Source organism: Ruegeria profundi (assembly GCF_020171505.1).
GTDB classification, from domain to species: domain Bacteria; phylum Pseudomonadota; class Alphaproteobacteria; order Rhodobacterales; family Rhodobacteraceae; genus Ruegeria; species Ruegeria profundi.
Map to the genome: position 1 here is coordinate 887197 of NZ_JAIUZS010000001.1, position 18819 is coordinate 906015.

17 protein-coding genes and 1 tRNA gene are annotated in these 18819 nt (G+C 56.1%); 5 read left to right on the forward strand and 13 right to left on the reverse strand.

From position 1 onward, the window contains the following. Nucleotides 1-46: 46 nt before the first annotated feature. Nucleotides 47-550 carry an Hsp20/alpha crystallin family protein gene (locus tag LCM21_RS04270; RefSeq protein WP_068332473.1) on the reverse strand — a complete coding sequence of 168 codons (504 nt, stop codon included), beginning with the start codon at nt 548-550 and terminating at the stop codon, nt 47-49. Nucleotides 551-818: 268 nt separating this feature from the next. On the opposite strand from LCM21_RS04270, the gene LCM21_RS04275 reads away from it, so the two are divergent. Beyond that, complete coding sequence (locus tag LCM21_RS04275; RefSeq protein ID WP_224889463.1) at nt 819-2123, forward strand: ferredoxin reductase family protein; 1305 nt, start codon at nt 819-821, stop codon at nt 2121-2123. A gap of 212 nt (nt 2124-2335) precedes the next feature. Here LCM21_RS04275 and LCM21_RS04280 read toward each other — a convergent pair whose 3' ends face one another. From LCM21_RS04280 to LCM21_RS04320, 9 genes are read right to left on the reverse strand one after another with little or no spacing between them, the layout of a single operon-like run. Next, complete coding sequence (locus LCM21_RS04280; RefSeq protein WP_224889464.1) at nt 2336-3160, reverse strand: 3-oxoadipate:acetyl-CoA acetyltransferase; 825 nt, start codon at nt 3158-3160, stop codon at nt 2336-2338. Between the two features lies 1 nt (nt 3161). Further along, nucleotides 3162-4046 (reverse strand): intradiol ring-cleavage dioxygenase, encoded by an 885-nt coding sequence (locus LCM21_RS04285; RefSeq protein ID WP_224889465.1) that lies wholly within the window; start codon nt 4044-4046, stop codon nt 3162-3164. Nucleotides 4047-4085: 39 nt separating this feature from the next. Continuing rightward, nucleotides 4086-5843: an FAD-dependent oxidoreductase gene (locus LCM21_RS04290; RefSeq protein WP_224889466.1), complete on the reverse strand. Its 1758-nt coding sequence runs from the start codon at nt 5841-5843 to the stop codon at nt 4086-4088. Between the two features lie 13 nt (nt 5844-5856). Further along, nucleotides 5857-6942 (reverse strand): branched-chain amino acid ABC transporter permease, encoded by a 1086-nt coding sequence (locus LCM21_RS04295; protein ID WP_224889467.1) that lies wholly within the window; start codon nt 6940-6942, stop codon nt 5857-5859. Then, nucleotides 6942-7805 (reverse strand): branched-chain amino acid ABC transporter permease, encoded by an 864-nt coding sequence (locus LCM21_RS04300; RefSeq protein WP_224889468.1) that lies wholly within the window; start codon nt 7803-7805, stop codon nt 6942-6944. Before LCM21_RS04300 ends, LCM21_RS04295 begins: the two co-directional genes overlap by 1 nt. Further along, complete coding sequence (locus tag LCM21_RS04305; protein WP_224889469.1) at nt 7802-8512, reverse strand: ABC transporter ATP-binding protein; 711 nt, start codon at nt 8510-8512, stop codon at nt 7802-7804. Before LCM21_RS04305 ends, LCM21_RS04300 begins: the two co-directional genes overlap by 4 nt. After that, nucleotides 8512-9231, reverse strand: coding sequence for an ABC transporter ATP-binding protein (locus LCM21_RS04310; RefSeq protein WP_224889470.1), 720 nt, complete (start codon nt 9229-9231; stop codon nt 8512-8514). Before LCM21_RS04310 ends, LCM21_RS04305 begins: the two co-directional genes overlap by 1 nt. 45 nt (nt 9232-9276) lie before the next feature. After that, nucleotides 9277-10551, reverse strand: a complete 1275-nt coding sequence (locus LCM21_RS04315; RefSeq protein WP_224889471.1) for an ABC transporter substrate-binding protein — start codon at nt 10549-10551, stop codon at nt 9277-9279. Between the two features lie 25 nt (nt 10552-10576). Next, nucleotides 10577-11638 carry a maleylacetate reductase gene (locus tag LCM21_RS04320; RefSeq protein ID WP_224889472.1) on the reverse strand — a complete coding sequence of 354 codons (1062 nt, stop codon included), beginning with the start codon at nt 11636-11638 and terminating at the stop codon, nt 10577-10579. A 104-nt stretch (nt 11639-11742) separates the two neighbouring features. Between LCM21_RS04320 and LCM21_RS04325 the strand changes: the two genes are divergently transcribed. The 3 genes from LCM21_RS04325 to LCM21_RS04335 all read left to right on the forward strand — a co-directional run bounded on the left by LCM21_RS04325 (nt 11743) and on the right by LCM21_RS04335 (nt 14266). Then, nucleotides 11743-12669: a LysR family transcriptional regulator gene (locus LCM21_RS04325; protein WP_224889473.1), complete on the forward strand. Its 927-nt coding sequence runs from the start codon at nt 11743-11745 to the stop codon at nt 12667-12669. A 203-nt stretch (nt 12670-12872) separates the two neighbouring features. Beyond that, the gene (locus tag LCM21_RS04330; RefSeq protein ID WP_224889474.1) at nt 12873-13592 is read left to right on the forward strand and encodes a vWA domain-containing protein; all 720 of its coding nucleotides are present in this window, start codon (nt 12873-12875) and stop codon (nt 13590-13592) included. Then, nucleotides 13592-14266 (forward strand): DnaJ domain-containing protein, encoded by a 675-nt coding sequence (locus tag LCM21_RS04335; protein WP_224889475.1) that lies wholly within the window; start codon nt 13592-13594, stop codon nt 14264-14266. The genes LCM21_RS04330 and LCM21_RS04335 overlap by 1 nt, the downstream gene beginning before the upstream one ends. Nucleotides 14267-14403: 137 nt before the next feature. Here LCM21_RS04335 and LCM21_RS04340 read toward each other — a convergent pair. From LCM21_RS04340 to LCM21_RS04350, 3 genes are all read right to left on the reverse strand, one after another. Next, nucleotides 14404-14489, reverse strand: a tRNA-Leu gene (locus LCM21_RS04340). Nucleotides 14490-14852: 363 nt separating this feature from the next. Continuing rightward, nucleotides 14853-16163 carry a GH1 family beta-glucosidase gene (locus LCM21_RS04345; protein WP_224889476.1) on the reverse strand — a complete coding sequence of 437 codons (1311 nt, stop codon included), beginning with the start codon at nt 16161-16163 and terminating at the stop codon, nt 14853-14855. A 1-nt stretch (nt 16164) separates the two neighbouring features. Beyond that, entirely contained in the window at nt 16165-17196 is a 1032-nt protein-coding gene (locus LCM21_RS04350; protein WP_224889477.1) for a LacI family DNA-binding transcriptional regulator, read from the reverse strand. 216 nt (nt 17197-17412) lie between these two features. Here LCM21_RS04350 and LCM21_RS04355 point away from each other — a divergent pair, with 216 nt between their 5' ends. After that, the gene (locus LCM21_RS04355; RefSeq protein ID WP_224889478.1) at nt 17413-18771 is read left to right on the forward strand and encodes an ABC transporter substrate-binding protein; all 1359 of its coding nucleotides are present in this window, start codon (nt 17413-17415) and stop codon (nt 18769-18771) included. Nucleotides 18772-18819: the final 48 nt, after the last annotated feature.

Sequence of the window (18819 nt, forward strand, 5' to 3'; positions counted from 1 at the left end):
GCCCAATGGCCAGCCTTCTCTACGATCAAATGCCAGAGCATGAACACTACTTAGAAGAAACCTTGATCTTTCGACTTGGGTCCCGTGGTTCGGTTTTCGGCATGTTTATGTGCAGAACACCCTTGTCGAACGTCGCTGAAATCCCCTCGATGTCGACGTTATCCGGCAGTGTCATGGCACGCGAGAAACTGCCATAACTTCTCTCGCTCACACGCAGGTCGCCCGTTTCGTCATGCGCGATGTTCTTCTGACCGCGTAGTGTTAGTCGACGGTCCTTGATTTCGATTTCAACGTCATCTTCTGTGAGGCCCGGCAATTCGGCCGTCAGAATAATAGCGGTATCCATTTCCTGAACATCAATCGCAGGAGAAATCGCGCCCGTCATGTCCAGAGACGGAAACCCTGAGCGCTGCGCAGCTGTTTCAAGCGGCAGGAAAGGTGACCCGCCACCGAAGAACCGCGACATCATGGATTCCATTTCTCGCCGGAAATTGTCCGAGAGAGGATGCGTACCAGTAAAAAGTTGCGGGGTCTTTTTGTCTTCCAGCATTATCAAACCTCCTTCTTTGGTGCGACTTCACAGAGGCGATATTATGACTGAAGAAAAAGCCGTGGACCTTGATCTTGCTCAAGCCCACGCAGCAGGTTTTTTGATTACCTCGACCGCAGAGCGTGCCGGAAATTTTGTGGATAATGACTGACCGACAAATATAAATAAAAGGCCGACCAAAGAGGCCCAGATCAACGACAGTGGGCTTCCTGGCTTAGATAACTCAAAAGCAGGAACAGCCTAGTTTCAGCATATTGGAGCATATTTGATGAAATGGCCGTATCTGGTGCTGGTCTACATGGCGCTGATCCTGGCGCCGCTGGGGTTGTCTTGGTCCCTTGATTGGCCGCCGCGATCTTTTCATCAAGAACTTGCATCCGCGCTTGGAATGCTTGCGTATTCGATAATCTTAATGGAGTTCCTGCTATCCGGACGCTTTAGATTTATCTCTTCCGGTGTTGGTATGGACGTGACAATGCGGGTGCATCAGGTGATGGCGCGCACGGCGCTCGCGTTTGCGCTGTTACATCCGCTGCTGTATCAGGGCACACCCTCTGGCGGTCAACGCCCTTGGGACGTATCTTCGCAACTGACGATTACGACAGACTTTTTTGCGCTGGCTTCGGGGATCGGTGCCTATCTCTTGCTGTTCATACTCGTCATCTCGGCGATCGCGCGGAAGACACTTGATTACAAGTACGAAACCTGGCGTCTCTTGCATGGTATCGGGGCCTTGTTCCTTGCTTGTCTTTTGCTGCATCACACGGTTTATGCCGGTCGCTACGGCGGGCATCCGGCAGTGGCGTATCTATGGATCGCGATGACTGGCATTGCTGTGGGCACTTTGCTGTATGTCTATGTCGCCCATCCTTTGCTTCAAATGCGAAGGCCGTGGCGCGTGGTTTCGATCAATCGGCTGACGCCAAGGCAATGGGAACTAAAGGTCAGACCAGATGGTCACAATGGTTTAACGTTCGCTGCGGGCCAGTTCGCGTGGCTGAATGTCGGTCACAGCGCGTTTTCTCTGCACGAACATCCCTTTTCGATCAGTTCCGCCCCTGTGGATAGCCCTGCCATTTCTTTCGTTATAAAAGAGCTTGGCGATTTCACCCAAACGCTGGGACAGATTAAGCCGGGTACTTTAGCTTATCTTGATGGGCCGCACGGAAATCTCTGTGTGGATGATCGCCCTGAACGCGGCATTGTTCTTGTGGCAGGTGGCGTGGGCATAGCACCGTTGCTGAGCATATTGCGCCAAGTCCGTTCGAACGCAGATCAACGCGATATCAAATTGATTTACGGAAATCGTCTGGAAGAGCAGATTGTTTATCGGCAAGAACTGTCCAGGGAAGACACGGTTTTTGTTTTATCTGAACCGCCAGATAACTGGTGCGGGGAAACAGGCTGGATCGACGGCCCGCTTCTGGATCGCACGTTGTCTTCCGAACAGTTTGACAACTGGCTGTTCGTGCTCTGCGGGCCGAATGACATGATGGATGTTGTCGAAGATCACCTTATTGCCAGAGGCACTTCATCACAGCGGATTCTGTCTGAGAGGTTTGACTATGATTGATCCGCTAAGAAATCTGCCGGTACGTCGCAAGGTTGAGCTGTCAGTTTGGGTTGTAAATATCGTGGTTTGCGCCGCACTCCTGTGTTTTCCCCTCAGATAGTCAGCGACCTGTTGGATCATCGCCTGTTTCTGCGCAATGCGGTCGCGCAGCATGTTTAAATGCAAGGAGCGACGCATCGCTCCTTTGCCATGGTGACCGTGGCGGTTCAGGGTCAAGCCAACCCAAGTATCGCCCGGGCTTGTGCAGGTGTCGCGACCGGGCGTTCGTACTGCGCGCAGATGTTTGCAGTGCATTCGACCAGAGCGGCATTTGACGGGGCCAGAGTATTTCTGTCCATTCGGACGTTGTCTTCCAAACCTGTTCTGGCGTGCCCGCCCGAAGAGATCGCCCAATCGTTCAAAACGATCTGGTTTGGACCTATCCCTGCCGCGCACCACGGTGCTCCGGGGAACAACCTGTTCACCGTTTTGACGTAAAAATCGAACACGTCCCGATCAGCTGGCATCGCGTTTTTGACACCCATCACGAACTGTACATAAGGCGTATCCTTTATCTTTCCCTTTTTGTGCATCTCGGCAGCCATCAGGATATGGCTCAGGTCAAAGGCTTCGATCTCTGGCTTGACATCATACTCAATCATCTCAGCCGCGAGCCAATCAACAAGATCAGGCGGGTTTTCATAAACGCGCGTTGGGAAATTGTTCGATCCAACAGATAACGAGGCCATATCCGGCCGCAACGGCAGCATGCCACCACGTGTCTTGCCCGCGCCGGAACGCCCGCCTGTGGAAAACTGGATGATCATACCGGGGCAGTGCTTCTCCAGCCCTTCTTTCAGTCGGGCAAATTTCTCGGGATCGCTCGAGGGCGTTTCATCGTCGTTGCGCACATGGGCGTGGCAGATCGCAGCCCCTGCCTCGAACGCTTCCTGCGTGCTTTCGATTTGTTCTTCCACAGTTGTGGGAACGGCTGGATTGTCGGTCTTGGTGGGCACAGACCCCGTAATTGCCACACATATGATACACGGTTCCGCCATTTTACGCCTCTTTTGGTGCGAGTACAAAGTCGAACTCAACATCCCAATATGGCCCGTCAAAGCCAACCTCTTTTGACCGCGCCGGGTCATGGACGCGCTTGAATTCAGCGATGAGACTTTCTTTGACCCCAAATACCGCGTCAGAGTTAATGTATTCGTCGTCAGGATCAAAGATATGGGTCGTCAGATCATCAAACCCCTCTTTCGAGACGATATAGTGTAGATGCGCGGGCCGGTAGGTGTGCCGCCCAAGGCGATGCAAAAGGTCGGCTACCGGGCCGTCATCGGGGATCGAGTAGTTCTTGGGCCGAACAGCGCGGAACCAATAGGTCCCGTCCGCCCCGGTCGTAAAGACGCCGCGCAGGTTGAAATCTGGCTGGATACCCTTTTGCTGGACGTCGTAGAAACCGTCGTCATTGGCCTGCCAGACATCAATCTTGACGCCTTCCAGCGGATTGCCGTCCACATCGGTAACGCGCCCGCGAACGACCATGTCCTCGCCCTTCTGGTCAAGGCAGATATTGTGCCCCATCTCGTATTCCGGCGCGCCGCCCACATGGAAGGGGCCGAGCACGGTGTTCTCTGAGGCTCCGGTCGGACGGCGCGAGTTTACGGCGTCCACCAACATCGATACGCCCAGCACGTCAGAAAGCAGAATGTATTCCTGCCGCCAGTCATCGCACATGTGCCCCACCTTGGTCAGGAACATGATCGCCTCGAACCACTCCTCCTGTGTTGGTTCAATTTCTTTTACGGCTTCATGGAGCTTGCGGATAACAACCTCCATCACCTGTTTGAGCCGCTCGCTTTCCGCATTCTTGTTGCGCGCGGAAACAACCTCGGCCGAGTTTTCCTCGGTAAAGTATCCCAACTCATGCGTTTCCATAGTAACCTCCAAACCTGTGTAAGCTTGATCCGACTTCGCTCAGCGCGAAAGGACTGCGCTCAGCGCGCGTCTTAATTCGGCTTCGGCATCGGCGGGCAATTCTGCGGAGCGCCACGCAACGTGTTGATCGGGGCGGACCAGCAAACAGCCGGTATCTGAGATTTCGGATGCTCTTGCCCAATCCCCCGTATGGTCAACATAGGTTTGGCGCGGCCCAATGACATGGCACCGGATGGGCATCCCGAACTCAGCCGACACGGCCCGGGCTGCTGCCACCCACGCTTCGCCGCCTATGCCGGTGAAAATTGTGAACTCTCCGCGACCACACAGATCCAGCGTTGAATGCTTGTTGCCCGTGTCGTGATCAAAAACCCAAACATGCGGAATGCGCGCACCCGGCCATGTCGTCGGCTGATAATGCAGCTCGGCGTCTTTTTCGAAGCCGGGATCAGGTTGGCCGTCTTTTTCAACCGCGCAGGAATCGTAGCGCTGGTTCATTTCGACACCATGCGCATCAAATTCATACTTCTTGAACGCAATGGCCTCGCGGATCGCCTGCCGCTGGGCCTGTGCGTCGGGTGTTGAGCCCGTGCGTGCCTCCAGATTGCTTTGCATAACCTCCGGATCAACCCCTTCGGCCATTCCGAGCGCTTCAAAAATGGGTCCGAATTCGCCAATAGACTGGTTGGCCCGCGTGACAATCTGCTTGGCAACCGGCGCGCGTTCTTCGCTGTAGCTGTCCAGCAACTTTGCCCCGGCATGCCCTTTCAGGACAGCAGCCAGTTTCCACGCCAGGTTAAAGCTGTCCTGGATCGACGTGTTCGAGCCCAACCCGTTCGAGGGCGGGTGACGATGCGCAGCGTCTCCCATGATGAACACACGATCTTTCTGCATATGCGTGGCGTACATGTTGTTGACGGTCCACGTGTTGGCGCTGATCAGCTCGATCTCAAGCTCGGGATCACCAACAAGCTGGCGTGCAACCTGCGTTGCCATGGCCTCATCGACCTCGGGCGCTGGTTGATTGATATCATATCCCCAGACAATCAGCCACTCGTTCCACGGCCTGACCATCCGTACCAAACCCATGCCGATGCCGCCCACATTCGCGCCGGGTTGCATAACCCAGTAAAGCACCGACGGGCGATGCGCCACGTATTTGCTGAGGTCAGCACGGAACAGAATGTTCATCGACCCGCCGACACCCATCTGCCCCTCAAAGGGCAGACCCGCGTGTTCGGCGACCAGCGAGTTACCACCATCGGCGCCCACCAGGTATTTCGACCGCACCGTGAGGGTCTCGCCCGACAGGCGATCAAGACATGTGGTCGTGACACCGCCTTCATCCTGTTCGTGGCTCAGGTACTCGGTACTCATCCGTGCCTGCGTGCCACGGCGACAGGCAGTGCCGAACAGGATAGGTTCCATGAAGGTTTGCGGCAGGTCATTCATCATGGTCGGGCTGGACAACAGATGTTCAGCCTTCGAAAGCGGATGATTGCCCCAGCTTTTCATCCGCCCGATTTCTTCACCGGCCAGGCTTTCGCAGAACACGTTTTCGCCCATCAAATCCTGATGCGCGGCATGCATATAGGCCTCGGCTTCAACCTCGTGCCCGAGATCCCGCAAAACCTCCATCGTGCGTTGGTTGGTTATGTGCGCCCGCGGTGTATTGGCCAGCCAGCGATAGCGGTTGATGACCATATTCTCGATGCCATAGCTTGCCAGCAAAGCCGCCGTGGCTGATCCCGCCGGGCCAGTGCCAATGATCAAAACATCTGTTGTGATGGTGGCCATGTTGCGCTTCCTTCTATTTGTCAGTTTTTGATGTGTTGGCGCCGTCTTGCGGGTTGGTCAGCACAAGGCGACGGCGTACGGGGAACAGTTGCAGCCCGGTTTTTTCAGAGATCAGCCCCCACAGACCGCGCGGAGCAAAGAGCATGACCACGATCCCGATCAGCCCCAGAACCATGAGGTACCAAGAGCCGTAATCCGCCAGCAGACTTTGCAGGATAAAGAACACGAGGACGCCTAGGATCGGACCTTCGATTGTGCCGATCCCCCCGATTACGACGATGAAGATCACGTAAGCCGTCCAATCGGTGACCGAAAACGCGGCGTCGGGCGAAATGCGGACCTTTTGAACATAGATCAATGCCCCGGTCAGGCCGGTTCCCATTGCTGAGACAAGGTAGACCAGCCATTTCATCCGCGCCGCATCAACGCCAACCGATTTGGCGGCTTCGACATTATCGCGCACAGCAGCCAGCGCCAGACCACGTTTGGTTCGCAGCAGCCAATATATGCCGGCAATCGTGGCAATCACCAACCCAAGGGCCAACCAATATGTCAGGATATCCCGCGCAGCAGCCCCGCGGACATCAAAGGTGGCCTGTATCCAGTCGGTCGCCCACATCTCACGCGTTGCCGTGCGCGGCAGAGAGGTGCCGGTGCCGCCACCCAGCAGCTTCCATTGGGCGACCAGCAGGCGCATCACCTCGGCGATCACCCATGTGCCGATGGCAAAGTACGCCCCTTGCAGGCGGAAGGCGAAGAACGCCGTGGGAATGGCTACAATCAAGGCCGCAACTCCGCCCAGAAGGATCGCGGGAACCGGGTCCATGCCCCAAAGGATCACGCCACCGAACATGGCGTAAGCCCCCATGCCCACAAAGGCCTGCTGACCAACGGAGACAAGCCCACCATAGCCCGCAAGCAGGTTCCAGAACTGCGCCAGCACCAGCATCGTGAAGATGAAAAACAGGTCCTGGATCAGCCCCCTGCCGGCAAAGGCTGGAAGCATAATAAACACTGCGATCAAGACGACGCAGACTGCCCCGGCACTGTATGAGGCGCGCGTTTGCGTCCTGACGCGATACATCGGGATATCAGCCATCAGTCCACCGCCCTTGGAAACAGGCCCCTGGGTTTGATCAGAAGCACGATGAGAAAGGCCAGATGACCAGCCAGGATTTGCCATTCTGGATTGATCGCGGCACCCACTGTTTGCGCGACACCGATGATGACACCGCCCACAAGCGTACCCCACAGGCTGCCCAGCCCACCGATGATCACCGCTTCGAACGCATAGATCAGACGTGCTGGGCCGATATTGGGGTCGAAGTTCGCGCGCATTCCCAGATAGAGGGCCGCCAGCGTCACCACCAGCATCGCAATCGCGGTTGCGGTGGCAAATATGCGTTCCGGGCGGATTCCCATCAGACCGGCGGTAACGGCATCATCTGATGTTGCACGGAAGGCTCGGCCCAGTTCGGTGCGATAGAAAAGCTGGTTGAGGCCAACGATCACAAGAATTGCCGACGCAAAGGTTAGCAGCGGCAGCACACCCAGGTTCAAACCGCCTAGCTGAACCGAGGCCGTTGCGATCTCACCAGCTGGCAGCCGTTGGCTATCTGCCGAAAACCCTTCCAGCAAAGCGTTTTGCAAGACGACGGACAAGCCGAAGGTGACCAGCAAGGGCGGCAGGATATCAGGCCCAAGCACCCGGTTCAGAACATGCCGCTGCAAGGCCCAGCCGACGCCAAACATGATCGGTGCGGCGATGATCGCTGCCAGAAATGGGGAAAGTCCCAGCAGCGACACAAGCAGAAGGATCAGGTAAGCGGCGAAGATAATCAGGTCGCCGTGGGCTAGGTTGACCAGCCTCATGATCCCGAATACAAGGCTCAGCCCGGCGGCGAAAAGCGCATAAAGCCCGCCCAGCAGCACACCCTGAATGATGGTGTCGATCCAGATCATATGGTGGCTCCTCCAAAGTAAGCATCATGGATGGCCTCGCGGCTGAGCGTGTCCGCGGCCCCCTCAAGGGTGACACGGCCTTCCATCATGCAGTAGACGCGGTCCGAGACCTTCATCGCTTGCCCGATATCCTGTTCAACCACGATCAGGCTGGCCCCAGCGTCCTGAATGCGGGGCACGGCGGCGTAAATGTCCTTGATAACCACGGGGGCCAGTCCAAGGCTGATTTCGTCACAAAGCAGAACGCGCGGATTGCTCATCAGGGCACGACCAATCGCAACCATCTGCTGCTGACCACCCGACAGCGCGGTTCCCGGATGGTTTCGGCGCTCTTTCAAGATCGGGAACAGATCGTAGACTGTTTCAAGCGACCAATGTCCCGCGACTTTCCGGCCATAGGTTCCAATAAGCAGGTTTTCTTCGACACTCAGCGAAGGAAACAGCCGGCGGCCTTCGGGTACCATTGCAACACCGCGTGCCATGATCTCATCCGCGGTCAAATGGCCAATGGGCTGACCGTCAAACTGCACCTGATCGGTTTCATTGATCAAAACGCCTGAGATGGATCGCATCAGGGTCGATTTTCCCGCGCCATTCGCGCCGATGATTGCAACGGCCTCGCCCTCTTCCAGACGGATATCCACGCCGAACAAGGCCTGAAAATCCCCGTAAGAAGCCGTCAGCGCATGGGTTTCCAGCAAACTCATCAGACTTCGATCCCCAGATAGATTTCTTTGACTTCGCGGCTGTTCATGATCTCGTCCGGATCGCCCAGGCCAATTACCTTGCCGAAATCCAGAACCAGAAGCCGCTCGACCACGGATGTCAGCGCATGAAGGACATGCTCGATCCAGATGATCGTCACACCGCTTGCGTGCAGGCTTTTGATCGTATCGATCAGGGCAGTGCACTCGGCATCCGTCAGCCCACCGGCGATTTCATCCAAAAGCAGCAGCTTTGGACGGGTCGCCATCGCCCGCGCCAGTTCCAGACGCTTGCGTTGCAGCAGCCGAAGGCTACCTGCGGGGTCATTCGCCACCTCCGACATTTCTGTCTGTTCCAGAATTCGCACGCAGTCTTGTTCGACCTCGTGCTCTGACTTGCCCTGCCCGTGTGTTGCGGCAACAAGCAGGTTTTCAAAGACGGTCAAGTGATCGAAGGGCTGGGGAATTTGGAAAGAGCGCCCAATCCCAGACAGGCACCGCTGCATCGGCGGAACGCGGGTCACGTCAGCCCCATCGAAATGGATCGACCCTGCATCAGAGGTCAGGTTTCCGGTAATCAAATTAAACAGCGTCGATTTGCCGGCGCCATTGGGACCAATGATCCCAAGCGCCTGCCCCGCCGCGACGTCAAAACTGACGTCGTCTGCAACCGTCAAAGCTCCAAAGCTTTTCGAGACGTTTCTAAGCGAAAGAATTGTCATACCGGTAGTCCTGCCCCGGAAACCGGGGCTTTGGTTTTGAAATGATCAGGAGATTTCTTCCATGACGCCGGCTGTTGGAATCTCGGGCGCTGAAGAATTGTCGACGATCACAAGGTCGTAGCTGCCATCGTCAAGCAATCGCCACTGCCCACCGACCAACGGCGTTTTTGCGACGTTCTTCGCGGCAAAGGGTGGCAGTCCCGCGCCATCAAACGCGATCCGGCCAACGATCGACTCCAGTTGTGTTGCAGCGATTGCTTCCGCTACGGCGTCTCCGTCACCGGCGTCATCGACGCGGCCCATGACATTGGCTGCCATTTCGAACAGCGCATGCACAAAACCGATGGGTTGGGTCCATTGCCGGTTGGTGGCGGCCATGTAGCCTAGTGCCAATTCCGCCGAACTCGACCCCGTCAACGAGGAGGAGAATGGATGCGTCGGAGACCACCATACCTCGGAACTCAGGTTATTGCCTGCGGTGCCCAATGCCTCGACCGCTTGCGGAAACAGGATCGCCTTGCCGATGCTTGCGGCTTTAGGAGTAAACCCTTGCTGTTTGGCCTGGCTCCAGAACGTTGTGAAATCAGGCGGGATCGGAACGCCGGTTACGATTTCAACATTCGCCTGTCGGAAGGCGTTGATCTGGGCCGAGAAATCGTCGGTCAGGTTTTGATAGCGTCCCGGGTCCGTCAGGGTGTATCCCAGCTCGGACAACACAGGCGGGAAGCCAACATTTGGATCACCCCAGGCGTTGCCGTCGCCGTCGTTGGGGAACAGGCCGCCAACTTGCTTGTTGGTCTCCAACTGTCCCCACATTGCAGTGAAGACTGAAATCACATCTTCCAGACCCCAGAAGAAGTGATAGGCGTAGTAGAAGGGTTCCCAGCTTGACGGGTCACCGGGGTTGCCTTGCTGCCCGATGAACCAGGGCTGCCACGGGGCGACGGTTGAGATGCAGGGCATCTCTTCGGCCTCGCATGTCGCGGCGACCGGGTTGGTTGTTTCGGGCGTTGAGGCGACAAGCATCAGGTCAATCTCATCATCCACAATCAATTCACCCGCGACATCCGCGGCCCGGTTCGGGTTTGACTGGCTGTCTTTGACAATGACTTCAAAATTCGCGCCGGCCTCTGACGCGGCAAAGTTGTCCAGAATGAATTTGTCCGCCTCGGAAAATGCAGCCAGCGGCCCCGACTGAGGGCTGACATATCCAAGTTTGATTTTTGCCCCCTGCGCGATTGCAGGTGCGGCCAGTGCGCCAGCGGCAAGGCCAAGGCCGGTTGCAGCGCTGGATTGTAGCAGTTTGCGTCTTGTGATCATGTGTCCCTCCCTTGACACGGTGAACTCAAATGCCCGGAGCGTTTCCAGCCCAGGCGTTTTGCAGCAGCGCCCGCAACCCATCAGCGGTTATTGGCCGTGGGTTCCAATACGGGTTCCTGAGTGCAATCTCGGTCGCGCGATCCAAATCGGCTTCGGACATTCCAAGATCCTTCAAAGCCATTGGCGCGCCCATTTTCTTGGCAAAATCCCAAAGCGCCTGCCCCGGCTCACCACCATCCAGTATTTCCGAGACCGGCGTCAGCAGTTCAGGCACACCCACGGCGTTGTAAGCAATAGCATGCGGCAGAACGATTGCGTGGGTCTCGGCATGCGGCAAGTTGAAAGAGCCGCCCAGCGTGTGACAGAGCTTGTGATGCAGCGCCATTCCGACCTGACCAAGAACGGTGCCGCAAGCCCATGCCCCACGTTGCGTTTCTTCTCGCGCCGTTAGATCGCCTGGGTTTTCGACAACGTTTGGCAAGCCTTCGGCAAATGCTTTGAGACCATCAACGGCAAGTTCGGTCGTCTGATCCGTGCGGTCCTTGGCGTACAGCGCTTCGGCTGCGTGGGCCATGGCGTTCAAGGCGCTGGTCACGGTCATCGCGGGCGGCAGTGACGCGACAAGTTCGGGATCGTAAAGAATGACGCGCGGCAGAACCTTTGCATCTGTCAGGGTTGTCTTTACCCCACCCTCTGTCTGTCCAAGGATCGGGGTGGCCTCACTGCCGGCATAGGTTGTTGGTATCGCGATCTGCGGCAACCCGGTACGCAGGGCAATTGCCTTGCCTAAACCGATGGTCGAACCACCGCCAATTGAGACCAGGCTATCGGCTTGAATTGACAGGGCATGCTCAACCGCTTCTTCGGTCACGTCGACCGGTGTGTGCATCGTTGCGCGAGTGAAGAGGCCCGACGCACGATCACCAATCGCAGTCGCCAGTTCCATCGCCATATCCACCTGCTGAGGTGTCGAAAGCACGAGCGCCTTTTCAGACCCCAGCTCTGACAGCTCGGAACAAATGTCGTTACGCAAACCAACACCAAACCGGACCTTCTGACCATTGATGCTGGTGATGCCAAATGCCATTGAAGTTCTTCCTGACCTGCGCGGACTTATCGTGTTAGGGAAATCCTAGCAGGTTGCGAATTCACTCTTGATCGAATTTTGGACGATCAATATAACTTTGGGTTATGAAGCTCGACCCAAGACATCTTGAAATCCTTGCAGCTATTGTTGAATCCGGTGGGCTGACTGAAGGTGCCGCTTTGCTGGGAAAATCACAGCCAAGTGTTTCACGGAGTGTTTCCCTGCTGGAAGACCGCGTGGGCGAGCCCCTGTTCCTTGCCGCCCGCAGACCTCTACAGCCGACAGAACTTGGAGTTGCGCTGGCGCAGGAAGGCAAAAGGATCCTTGAGGCGGGCCGACACGCCGGCCGGCTGGTGGATGAGCATCGTCAAGGGCTGTCCGGCGCAGTCCGGGTTGCGGGCACGCCGATCTTCATGGATGGCGTTATCTCTAGTGTTATCGCAGAATTTCAGGCCGAGCATCCAAACATCCGGATCGATCAGTCATATGGCTACCCCGCCGAGCTGTTGTCCAAGATTTCCAGCGAAACGCTGGATGTGGCGATTCTTCCAATTCGGCCAGCCGACCTGTCAGAAGAGTATGAGTTCCGGCAAATCCTGCCCGGCAGAAACGTCATTGCCTGCCGTGTCGGTCATCCTTTGGCGCGCAAATCCGAAGTGAAGCTTGAGGACATCACCGAGTATTCCTGGATTGCTCCGCCAGCGAACAGCCCGCTGTTCCGCGACTTGAGGAACACGTTGGACGGCATAGGTGTGCGGGAACTAAAGATCAGTTTCACCGGAGGCTCGCTGAGTGCTGTTGTAAACGTTTTGGCGGGATCGGATTCACTGACAGTCCTGCCATTTTCGGTCGTTTTCATGATGCAACGGCAGAATATGATGACATTCCTACCAATAAAAATCGGGGACCCGGACCGCCATTTGGGATGTGTCATGCGTCGCGATCGCCGAATGTCGGCAACCTCAAACCGTTTTCTGGCTTTTGTCGAGCGGAAATTCGAACTGCTGGACCGTTTGATATGCAAGGCTTGATGCGCGTTTGCGTCAGCGTGTGCACCGCTGCCGGGTGGCAAAGGGTCTTTCAAATCGGGCAGATCGCGCGTTGAAAATGGAAGCAACAGCCATCCAGCAAGATGCCTTCTGTTCTCACCGTCAAATCGGGCTAATATCCCAAGTACCACCCCAGAACGCTCAAAAGCGTGTACAGAATCGCCCGCAACAAATACTCTAGTGTGATGCAACGCAACGACCTTTCACGTCAGAAAAAAACCGACCTTCCGGCTGCGCGCAAATCAACTGAAACAGAGATCAGCGATTTCCTGTATCAGACCAAACAGCTGGCCGCGATGCAGTCCGCATCGCCCGGGCGGATGATTTTTGCGCTGGATGCAACCATGAGCCGCCAACCGACGTGGGACATGGCCTGCGCCCTACAGGGCGAGATGTTTTCTGCCGCTGAGGCGGTCGGCAACCTATCTGTGCAGCTCGTCTATTTTCGCAGCAATCAGGAAGCTCGCGCCTCACGGTGGGTCAATGACGCAAACAGCTTGCGCGCGATGATGGAGAAAATAGATTGCCGGGGCGGTTTGACCCAGATTGCCAAAGTGTTGAAACATGCCAAGAAAATGGCCGAGCAAGAGCCTCTGACCGCTTTGGTATATGTCGGCGACTCAATGGAAGAAGACGTGGACAAGCTATGTGGGCTGGCCGGTGAATTGCGCCTGAACGGTGTTAAAGTGTTTGCTTTTCATGATGGCGCCGACCCAACAGCCGCAATCGCGTTCCGCGAAATCGCCCGGTTGACCGGGGGTGTCTACCTGCCGTTTAACGCAGGGTCGGCCGATGAATTGAAGGCGCTTCTTGTTGCGGTTGCCACATATGCGGCTGGCGGTCGAAAAGCGTTGGAGGCGCTTGACAACTCGCAGGCCAAACAACTTCTGTCAGATATGCGCTGATGCCTCCATTCCTGACCGTTGTCGCCAGTGCCGTCGGTTTAGCGTTTTTGCTGTGGGTTCTGATGAACGCGGCCCGCTCTATTCTAGGCAGCCGCGCGCAAAGGGCGGTGGGTTTTGCATTGATCGCGATTGGTGTGGCGCTGATAACCACCCGTGCTTTTGCGCTTGCAGTGCCACTCATAATCATGGGCGTCAGTTTGGTTCTGCTCAGAGGATCATCGCTGGGCCAAACCAGCAAAACGCGCACATCGCAGGTTCGCTCAGCGCGACTGGAAATGACGCTTGACCACCAGTCAGGAAAGATAGACGGGCGGATTCTGACCGGTAAACACGAGGGCCAGCTGCTTTCAGACCTCGACCTTACAGAACTGATGTATCTGCACGCGGCAATCGGTGATGATGATGAAACTGAGCGATTGCTTGAAGCTTACCTTGATAGTGCGCACCCCGATTGGCGCTCTTACACCCAAGAAGACAAACCCCCGAACTTGCACCCGCTAAGCAAAGAAGAGGCGTACCAGATTCTTGGCCTGAATGCGGGTGCCAGCGCCGAAGAAATCCGCGAGGCGTACAACCGGTTGATTAAACGCGTACACCCTGATCAAGGCGGCTCAGCTGCGTTGACTGCGCAAATTACCGAAGCAAGAAACATTCTGCTTGGCGACCATAATTAAGGGGTTTTCGCCTACTCAGAAGGTGCGGTGCCCAGCGCGTGGCCGGACGACCGTATGATATGCCGTGGATGCGCTTGGCGCGCATGTCCGAAGGATCACACCGTAAATAAAATTGGGATTCTTATTTTTCTTGAGTGTGGTACCCGCGGCCGGACTCGAACCGGCACGGCCTTTCGGCCCAGAGATTTTAAGTCTCTTGTGTCTACCATTCCACCACGCGGGCAAAGCGTGTCAGGCCTTAACCGGGCCTCAAAACTCACTACGGCCACAAGGCCTTAGAAACAATGGCTTCCCGAGAACGCGGCAGGAAATTAAGCCTGTTGCAGTCAGAGGTTTAGCCACATTTGATTGCCATCAACCCGGTTGAGCCGCTGACGTCAGAAACACTTACTGCCAACCAGTCCGATTGAAAAGCCGCTAAGTTGAATTGTTCCAATCCAACGGGCTGCAGCCACGAAAGGAGCACCTGCCACACTCGTGCTTCCGCCTGGTCGCAATTGCGAATTGAAACATGGCCTAGGGCGAAAAAAGTTGTGTCACAAGTCCTTTTCTACCCAAGCGCTGATCCGCCATCAGCCCTAATCATTCACTCGCTGGCAAGGGCTTGTTTCAGGGCAAAATAAGACGCCTTGGGTGTTCGTTTCAGGGTTTCGAAATCCACATCCACCAACCCAAAGCGCTTTTCATAGCCCAAGGCCCATTCGTAGTTGTCCAGCAAAGACCAGACAAAATAACCCTTGACCGGAACACCGTGGTCAAGCGCCGCCTGAACAGCAGACAGGTGCTGATCCAAATAGTCGATACGATCATCGTCCTGTTGACGCTGTGGGCTGGCCATACCGTTTTCCGTCACATAGATCGGCAGATCACCCGTATACTCTGTGGCCGTACGAAGCAGAAACCGAGACAAGGCCGCCGGATCAATCTCCCATCCCATCTGTGTTTTGGGCAGCGGGCCGGGAACCTCACGCAAGCTTGGCCATGGCGTTTCCGCAGGCGCGATCAGCTTGCGGGTGTAGTAGTTTATACCACACCAATCGACAGGAGCACCGATTGTATCGAAATCAGTCTGCCACCCATCCGGTAAATAGGGTTCAAGCCCTTCCAGAACTGTATCGGGATAGGACTTATTGAACACGCCGCCCAAAAAGAAACGGTTGTAAATACCGTCATAGCGTGCAGCCGCCTGTTGCGCCTGCGGGCTGTCGTCAGCCGGTTCGGCCCATTCCAGATTAAACACGGCGCCCAGATTGGACATGCCCATCCCCCGCATCACTTCGATCGCGCGGCCATGGGCCAGCAGGACATGGTGCATCGCACGGGCTGTCGCGCGAATATCGCGTAGGCCGGGGGCGTGGTGACCTTCAAAATGGCTCAGCCAACTGACACACCACGGCTCATTGATCGGAGCAACACTGAACATACGATCACCGATACGGCGCATGATGATTTCGGTGAAATCTGCAAACCAGCCGGCGATATCCCTGTTCCGCCAGCCCCCCAGATCAGCCAGCGGCGAAGGCAGCTCCCAATGATACAAGGTTGCACAGGGACGGATGCCGCACTCTAGCAAGGCATCCGTCAGCCGGTCGTAGAAGTCCAAACCTTCCTGATTGACCGGGCCGCGCCCTTCTGGCAGCACACGCGCCCAGCTGGTTGAAAAGCGATAGCAGTCGAAACCTGCCCCCTTTATCAGGTCCAGATCATCTTCGAACCGAGTGTAGTGGTCGCAGGCCACATCACCGTTTTCCGCGTTTACGACATTTCCGGGCGTGGCTGCGAAACTGTCCCAGTGGGTCATGCCAGCACCCCCCTGCCCATGTCCTTCGATCTGATAGGCCGAGGTTGCGACCCCAAACATGAAATCGTCTGGAAAATCACTTCGCTTATGCTTCATTTTACAACCTCTGCCGAACCGGACCTGTTGAGTTGCCGACCACAAGCTCTGCTTCAAGCAGGCATGACTTTGGCGGATCATCGGGTGCATTTATCCGCTCGATCAACATCTCAGCCGCAAGTTCGCCGGCACGGCGCACGGACGACCGTGTGGCAGTGAAAATCGGAACGTCCTGGCCGTTGCGCATGTAAGACAACTCATCATCATGCGCGATGACCGATATATCGCGGCCCATTTTCAACCCGTTTTCCTCTAACGCGCGGCGGACACCAACCGCCGAGATGATGGACGAGGCCAGAATGGCAGTGGGCGGGTCATCCAGTTTCAACATGTCACATACGGTCTGATACCCGTAAATCTCGGTCATCTCTGCGCTGCGCAGCAACGCCGGATCGGGTGTAACCCCTGCCCTTTGCAGCGCCGCCATGTAGCCGTTACGGCGACGTTGCGCAAAATCCATCTCTTCCAAGCCGTTGATCAACGCAATACGCCGATGCCCCAGATCAATCAGAAACTGCGTTGCCCGCTCGAAAGAACGTTGGTTGTTAACGTCGATCCAATCATAGGGTAAGTCCACACCGGTCGAGCGGCCATGCACGATAAACGGAACGCCCATATTCGACAGCACGGAAATACGTGGTTCGTTCACTTTGGGCCCCTGCAGAACAACGCCATCAACCGCACCGCGTGAAAAAAGGCTGCGATATGAATCCTCGATCGAGGTGTCCGGCGCGTGGGTAAACATCATATTGTAGTTTTTTTCGGCATAGGTCCGGGCAGCGCCCGCGACAAAGTCTCCAAAAATCGGGTTCACCATCTCGTGCCGTGACGACGTTGGAATCACGTGCCCGATCACCAGCGAACGCCCCGTCGCCAGCCCTTTGGCACGGATGTTTGGCCGGTATCCATGCTTGTCCGCCGCCGCCTGCACACGAGTGCGCGTACCCTCGTTCACCTCGGGATATCCGTTCAGTGCGCGGCTAACCGTGGTCTGCGACAAGCCGAGGATTTCAGAGAGCTGCTTGAGGTTCATGGCTTTCAAAGCGCCTTCAAATTTTTTGCCAATTACGTTTTCAATCCATTTTTAATCCACGTCAACCCGCCTTGACGCCTGTGCTAAACGTCAAAAAATAAACTTTCCTGTTCCCGATATTGACAGAAACCCGATGCTAGCGGATAAAGCTGGATATTCAAAGCGCTTTGAAAACCGAGTCTCAAAAGGCGCTCGAAAGTGATGGGAGGAGAAGTCATGAAACACTCGCTATACGCAGGTGCGGCCGTGTTTGCCTTGATGGCCGGTTCGGTTCAGGCACAAAGCGATCTGCTGCATGCGGTCGGGGACGGCAGTTTTGACTGGGATGGATACCAGGCCTTTGCAGATGCGCATGACCTGAGCGGAGAAGACCTGACTATTTTCGGGCCTTGGCTGGCGGGTGAAGGCGAAGCATTCGAAAATCTCGTCGCGTATTTCAATGCAGCGACGGGCGCGAATTCCAGCTATGTGGGATCGGACTCGCTGGAACAGCAAATCCTGATCGATGCCGCGGCAGGGTCGGCGCCAAACCTGACTGTGTTTCCCCAACCCGGCCTTGCCGCGAACATGGCAAAGAACGGATACCTGACCCCATTGGCCGAGGGATCGGCAGATTGGATTAAAGACAACTTTGCCGCCGGTCAGTCCTGGGTGGATCTTGGAACTTTTGAAAATGCCGAAGGCAACCAGGATTTCTACGGCTTCTTCTTCAACGTGAATGTCAAATCTCTGGTCTGGTACATCCCTGAAAACTTTGAAGATTTCGGATACGAAGTGCCTCAGACCATGGAAGAATTCAAGGCGCTGATGGATCAAATGGTTGCTGACGGCGAAACACCGCTTTGCGTTGGCCTTGCATCTGGTGGTGCGACCGGATGGCCCGCGACCGACTGGGTTGAGGATCTGATGCTGCGGACGCAACCCCCCGAGGTTTATGACCAATGGGTCTCGAACGAGATGAAGTTCGATGATCCGCGCGTCGTTGCAGCGATAGAAGAATACGGCAGCTTTACACGCAACGATGATTATGTTGTGGGCGATGCCGACGACACGGCCGCAATCGACTTCCGCGACAGTCCGAAAGGTCTGTTCGACAGCCCGCCTGCCTGCATGATGCACCGTCAGGCCTCGTTCATTCCGGCCTACTTCCCAGAAGGCACCGAGCTTGGGGTGGATGCCGACTTCTTCTACTTCCCGGCCTACGCAGAAAAAGACCTGGGGACACCGGTACTGGGGGCAGGCACGCTGTTCACCATCACCAATCCAAACCCCGCCGCCGAGGCGTTCATGGAATTCCTCAAGACCCCGTTTGCACATGAAATCATGATGTCTCAGGATGGTTTCCTGACCCCGCATCTGGGGGCAAATCCCGAAAACTATTCCAATGACACGCAACGCGGGCAAGGCGAAATCCTGACCAACGCCACCACGTTCCGTTTCGACGGGTCCGACCTGATGCCGGGCGCGGTTGGTGCAGGCACCTTCTGGACCGGAATGGTCGATTACTCGTCAGGCGCGAAAGACGCGGCCACTGTCGCTGGTGAAATCCAGTCCTCGTGGGACGCGGCAAAGTAACTGACGCGCGGGGCGGCCACCGCGTCGCCCCATTGCACAGCGAGTGAG

Bases quoted from the DNA above. Each gene is read 5' to 3' on its own strand.
- LCM21_RS04300 (WP_224889468.1), bottom strand. From the start codon at position 7,805: ATGATCTGGATCGACACCATCATTCAGGGTGTGCTGCTGGGCGGGCTT.
- LCM21_RS04325 (WP_224889473.1), top strand. From the start codon at position 11,743: ATGAAGCTCGACCCAAGACATCTTGAAATCCTTGCAGCTATTGTTGAA.
- LCM21_RS04350 (WP_224889477.1), bottom strand. From the start codon at position 17,196: ATGAACCTCAAGCAGCTCTCTGAAATCCTCGGCTTGTCGCAGACCACG.
- LCM21_RS04320 (WP_224889472.1), bottom strand. From the start codon at position 11,638: ATGGCATTTGGCATCACCAGCATCAATGGTCAGAAGGTCCGGTTTGGT.
- LCM21_RS04275 (WP_224889463.1), top strand. From the start codon at position 819: ATGAAATGGCCGTATCTGGTGCTGGTCTACATGGCGCTGATCCTGGCG.
- LCM21_RS04315 (WP_224889471.1), bottom strand. From the start codon at position 10,551: ATGATCACAAGACGCAAACTGCTACAATCCAGCGCTGCAACCGGCCTT.
- LCM21_RS04330 (WP_224889474.1), top strand. From the start codon at position 12,873: ATGCAACGCAACGACCTTTCACGTCAGAAAAAAACCGACCTTCCGGCT.
- LCM21_RS04290 (WP_224889466.1), bottom strand. From the start codon at position 5,843: ATGGCCACCATCACAACAGATGTTTTGATCATTGGCACTGGCCCGGCG.
- LCM21_RS04295 (WP_224889467.1), bottom strand. From the start codon at position 6,942: ATGGCTGATATCCCGATGTATCGCGTCAGGACGCAAACGCGCGCCTCA.
- LCM21_RS04345 (WP_224889476.1), bottom strand. From the start codon at position 16,163: ATGAAGCATAAGCGAAGTGATTTTCCAGACGATTTCATGTTTGGGGTC.
- LCM21_RS04270 (WP_068332473.1), bottom strand. From the start codon at position 550: ATGCTGGAAGACAAAAAGACCCCGCAACTTTTTACTGGTACGCATCCT.
- LCM21_RS04285 (WP_224889465.1), bottom strand. From the start codon at position 4,046: ATGGAAACGCATGAGTTGGGATACTTTACCGAGGAAAACTCGGCCGAG.
- LCM21_RS04355 (WP_224889478.1), top strand. From the start codon at position 17,413: ATGAAACACTCGCTATACGCAGGTGCGGCCGTGTTTGCCTTGATGGCC.
- LCM21_RS04280 (WP_224889464.1), bottom strand. From the start codon at position 3,160: ATGGCGGAACCGTGTATCATATGTGTGGCAATTACGGGGTCTGTGCCC.
- LCM21_RS04310 (WP_224889470.1), bottom strand. From the start codon at position 9,231: ATGACAATTCTTTCGCTTAGAAACGTCTCGAAAAGCTTTGGAGCTTTG.
- LCM21_RS04305 (WP_224889469.1), bottom strand. From the start codon at position 8,512: ATGAGTTTGCTGGAAACCCATGCGCTGACGGCTTCTTACGGGGATTTT.
- LCM21_RS04335 (WP_224889475.1), top strand. From the start codon at position 13,592: ATGCCTCCATTCCTGACCGTTGTCGCCAGTGCCGTCGGTTTAGCGTTT.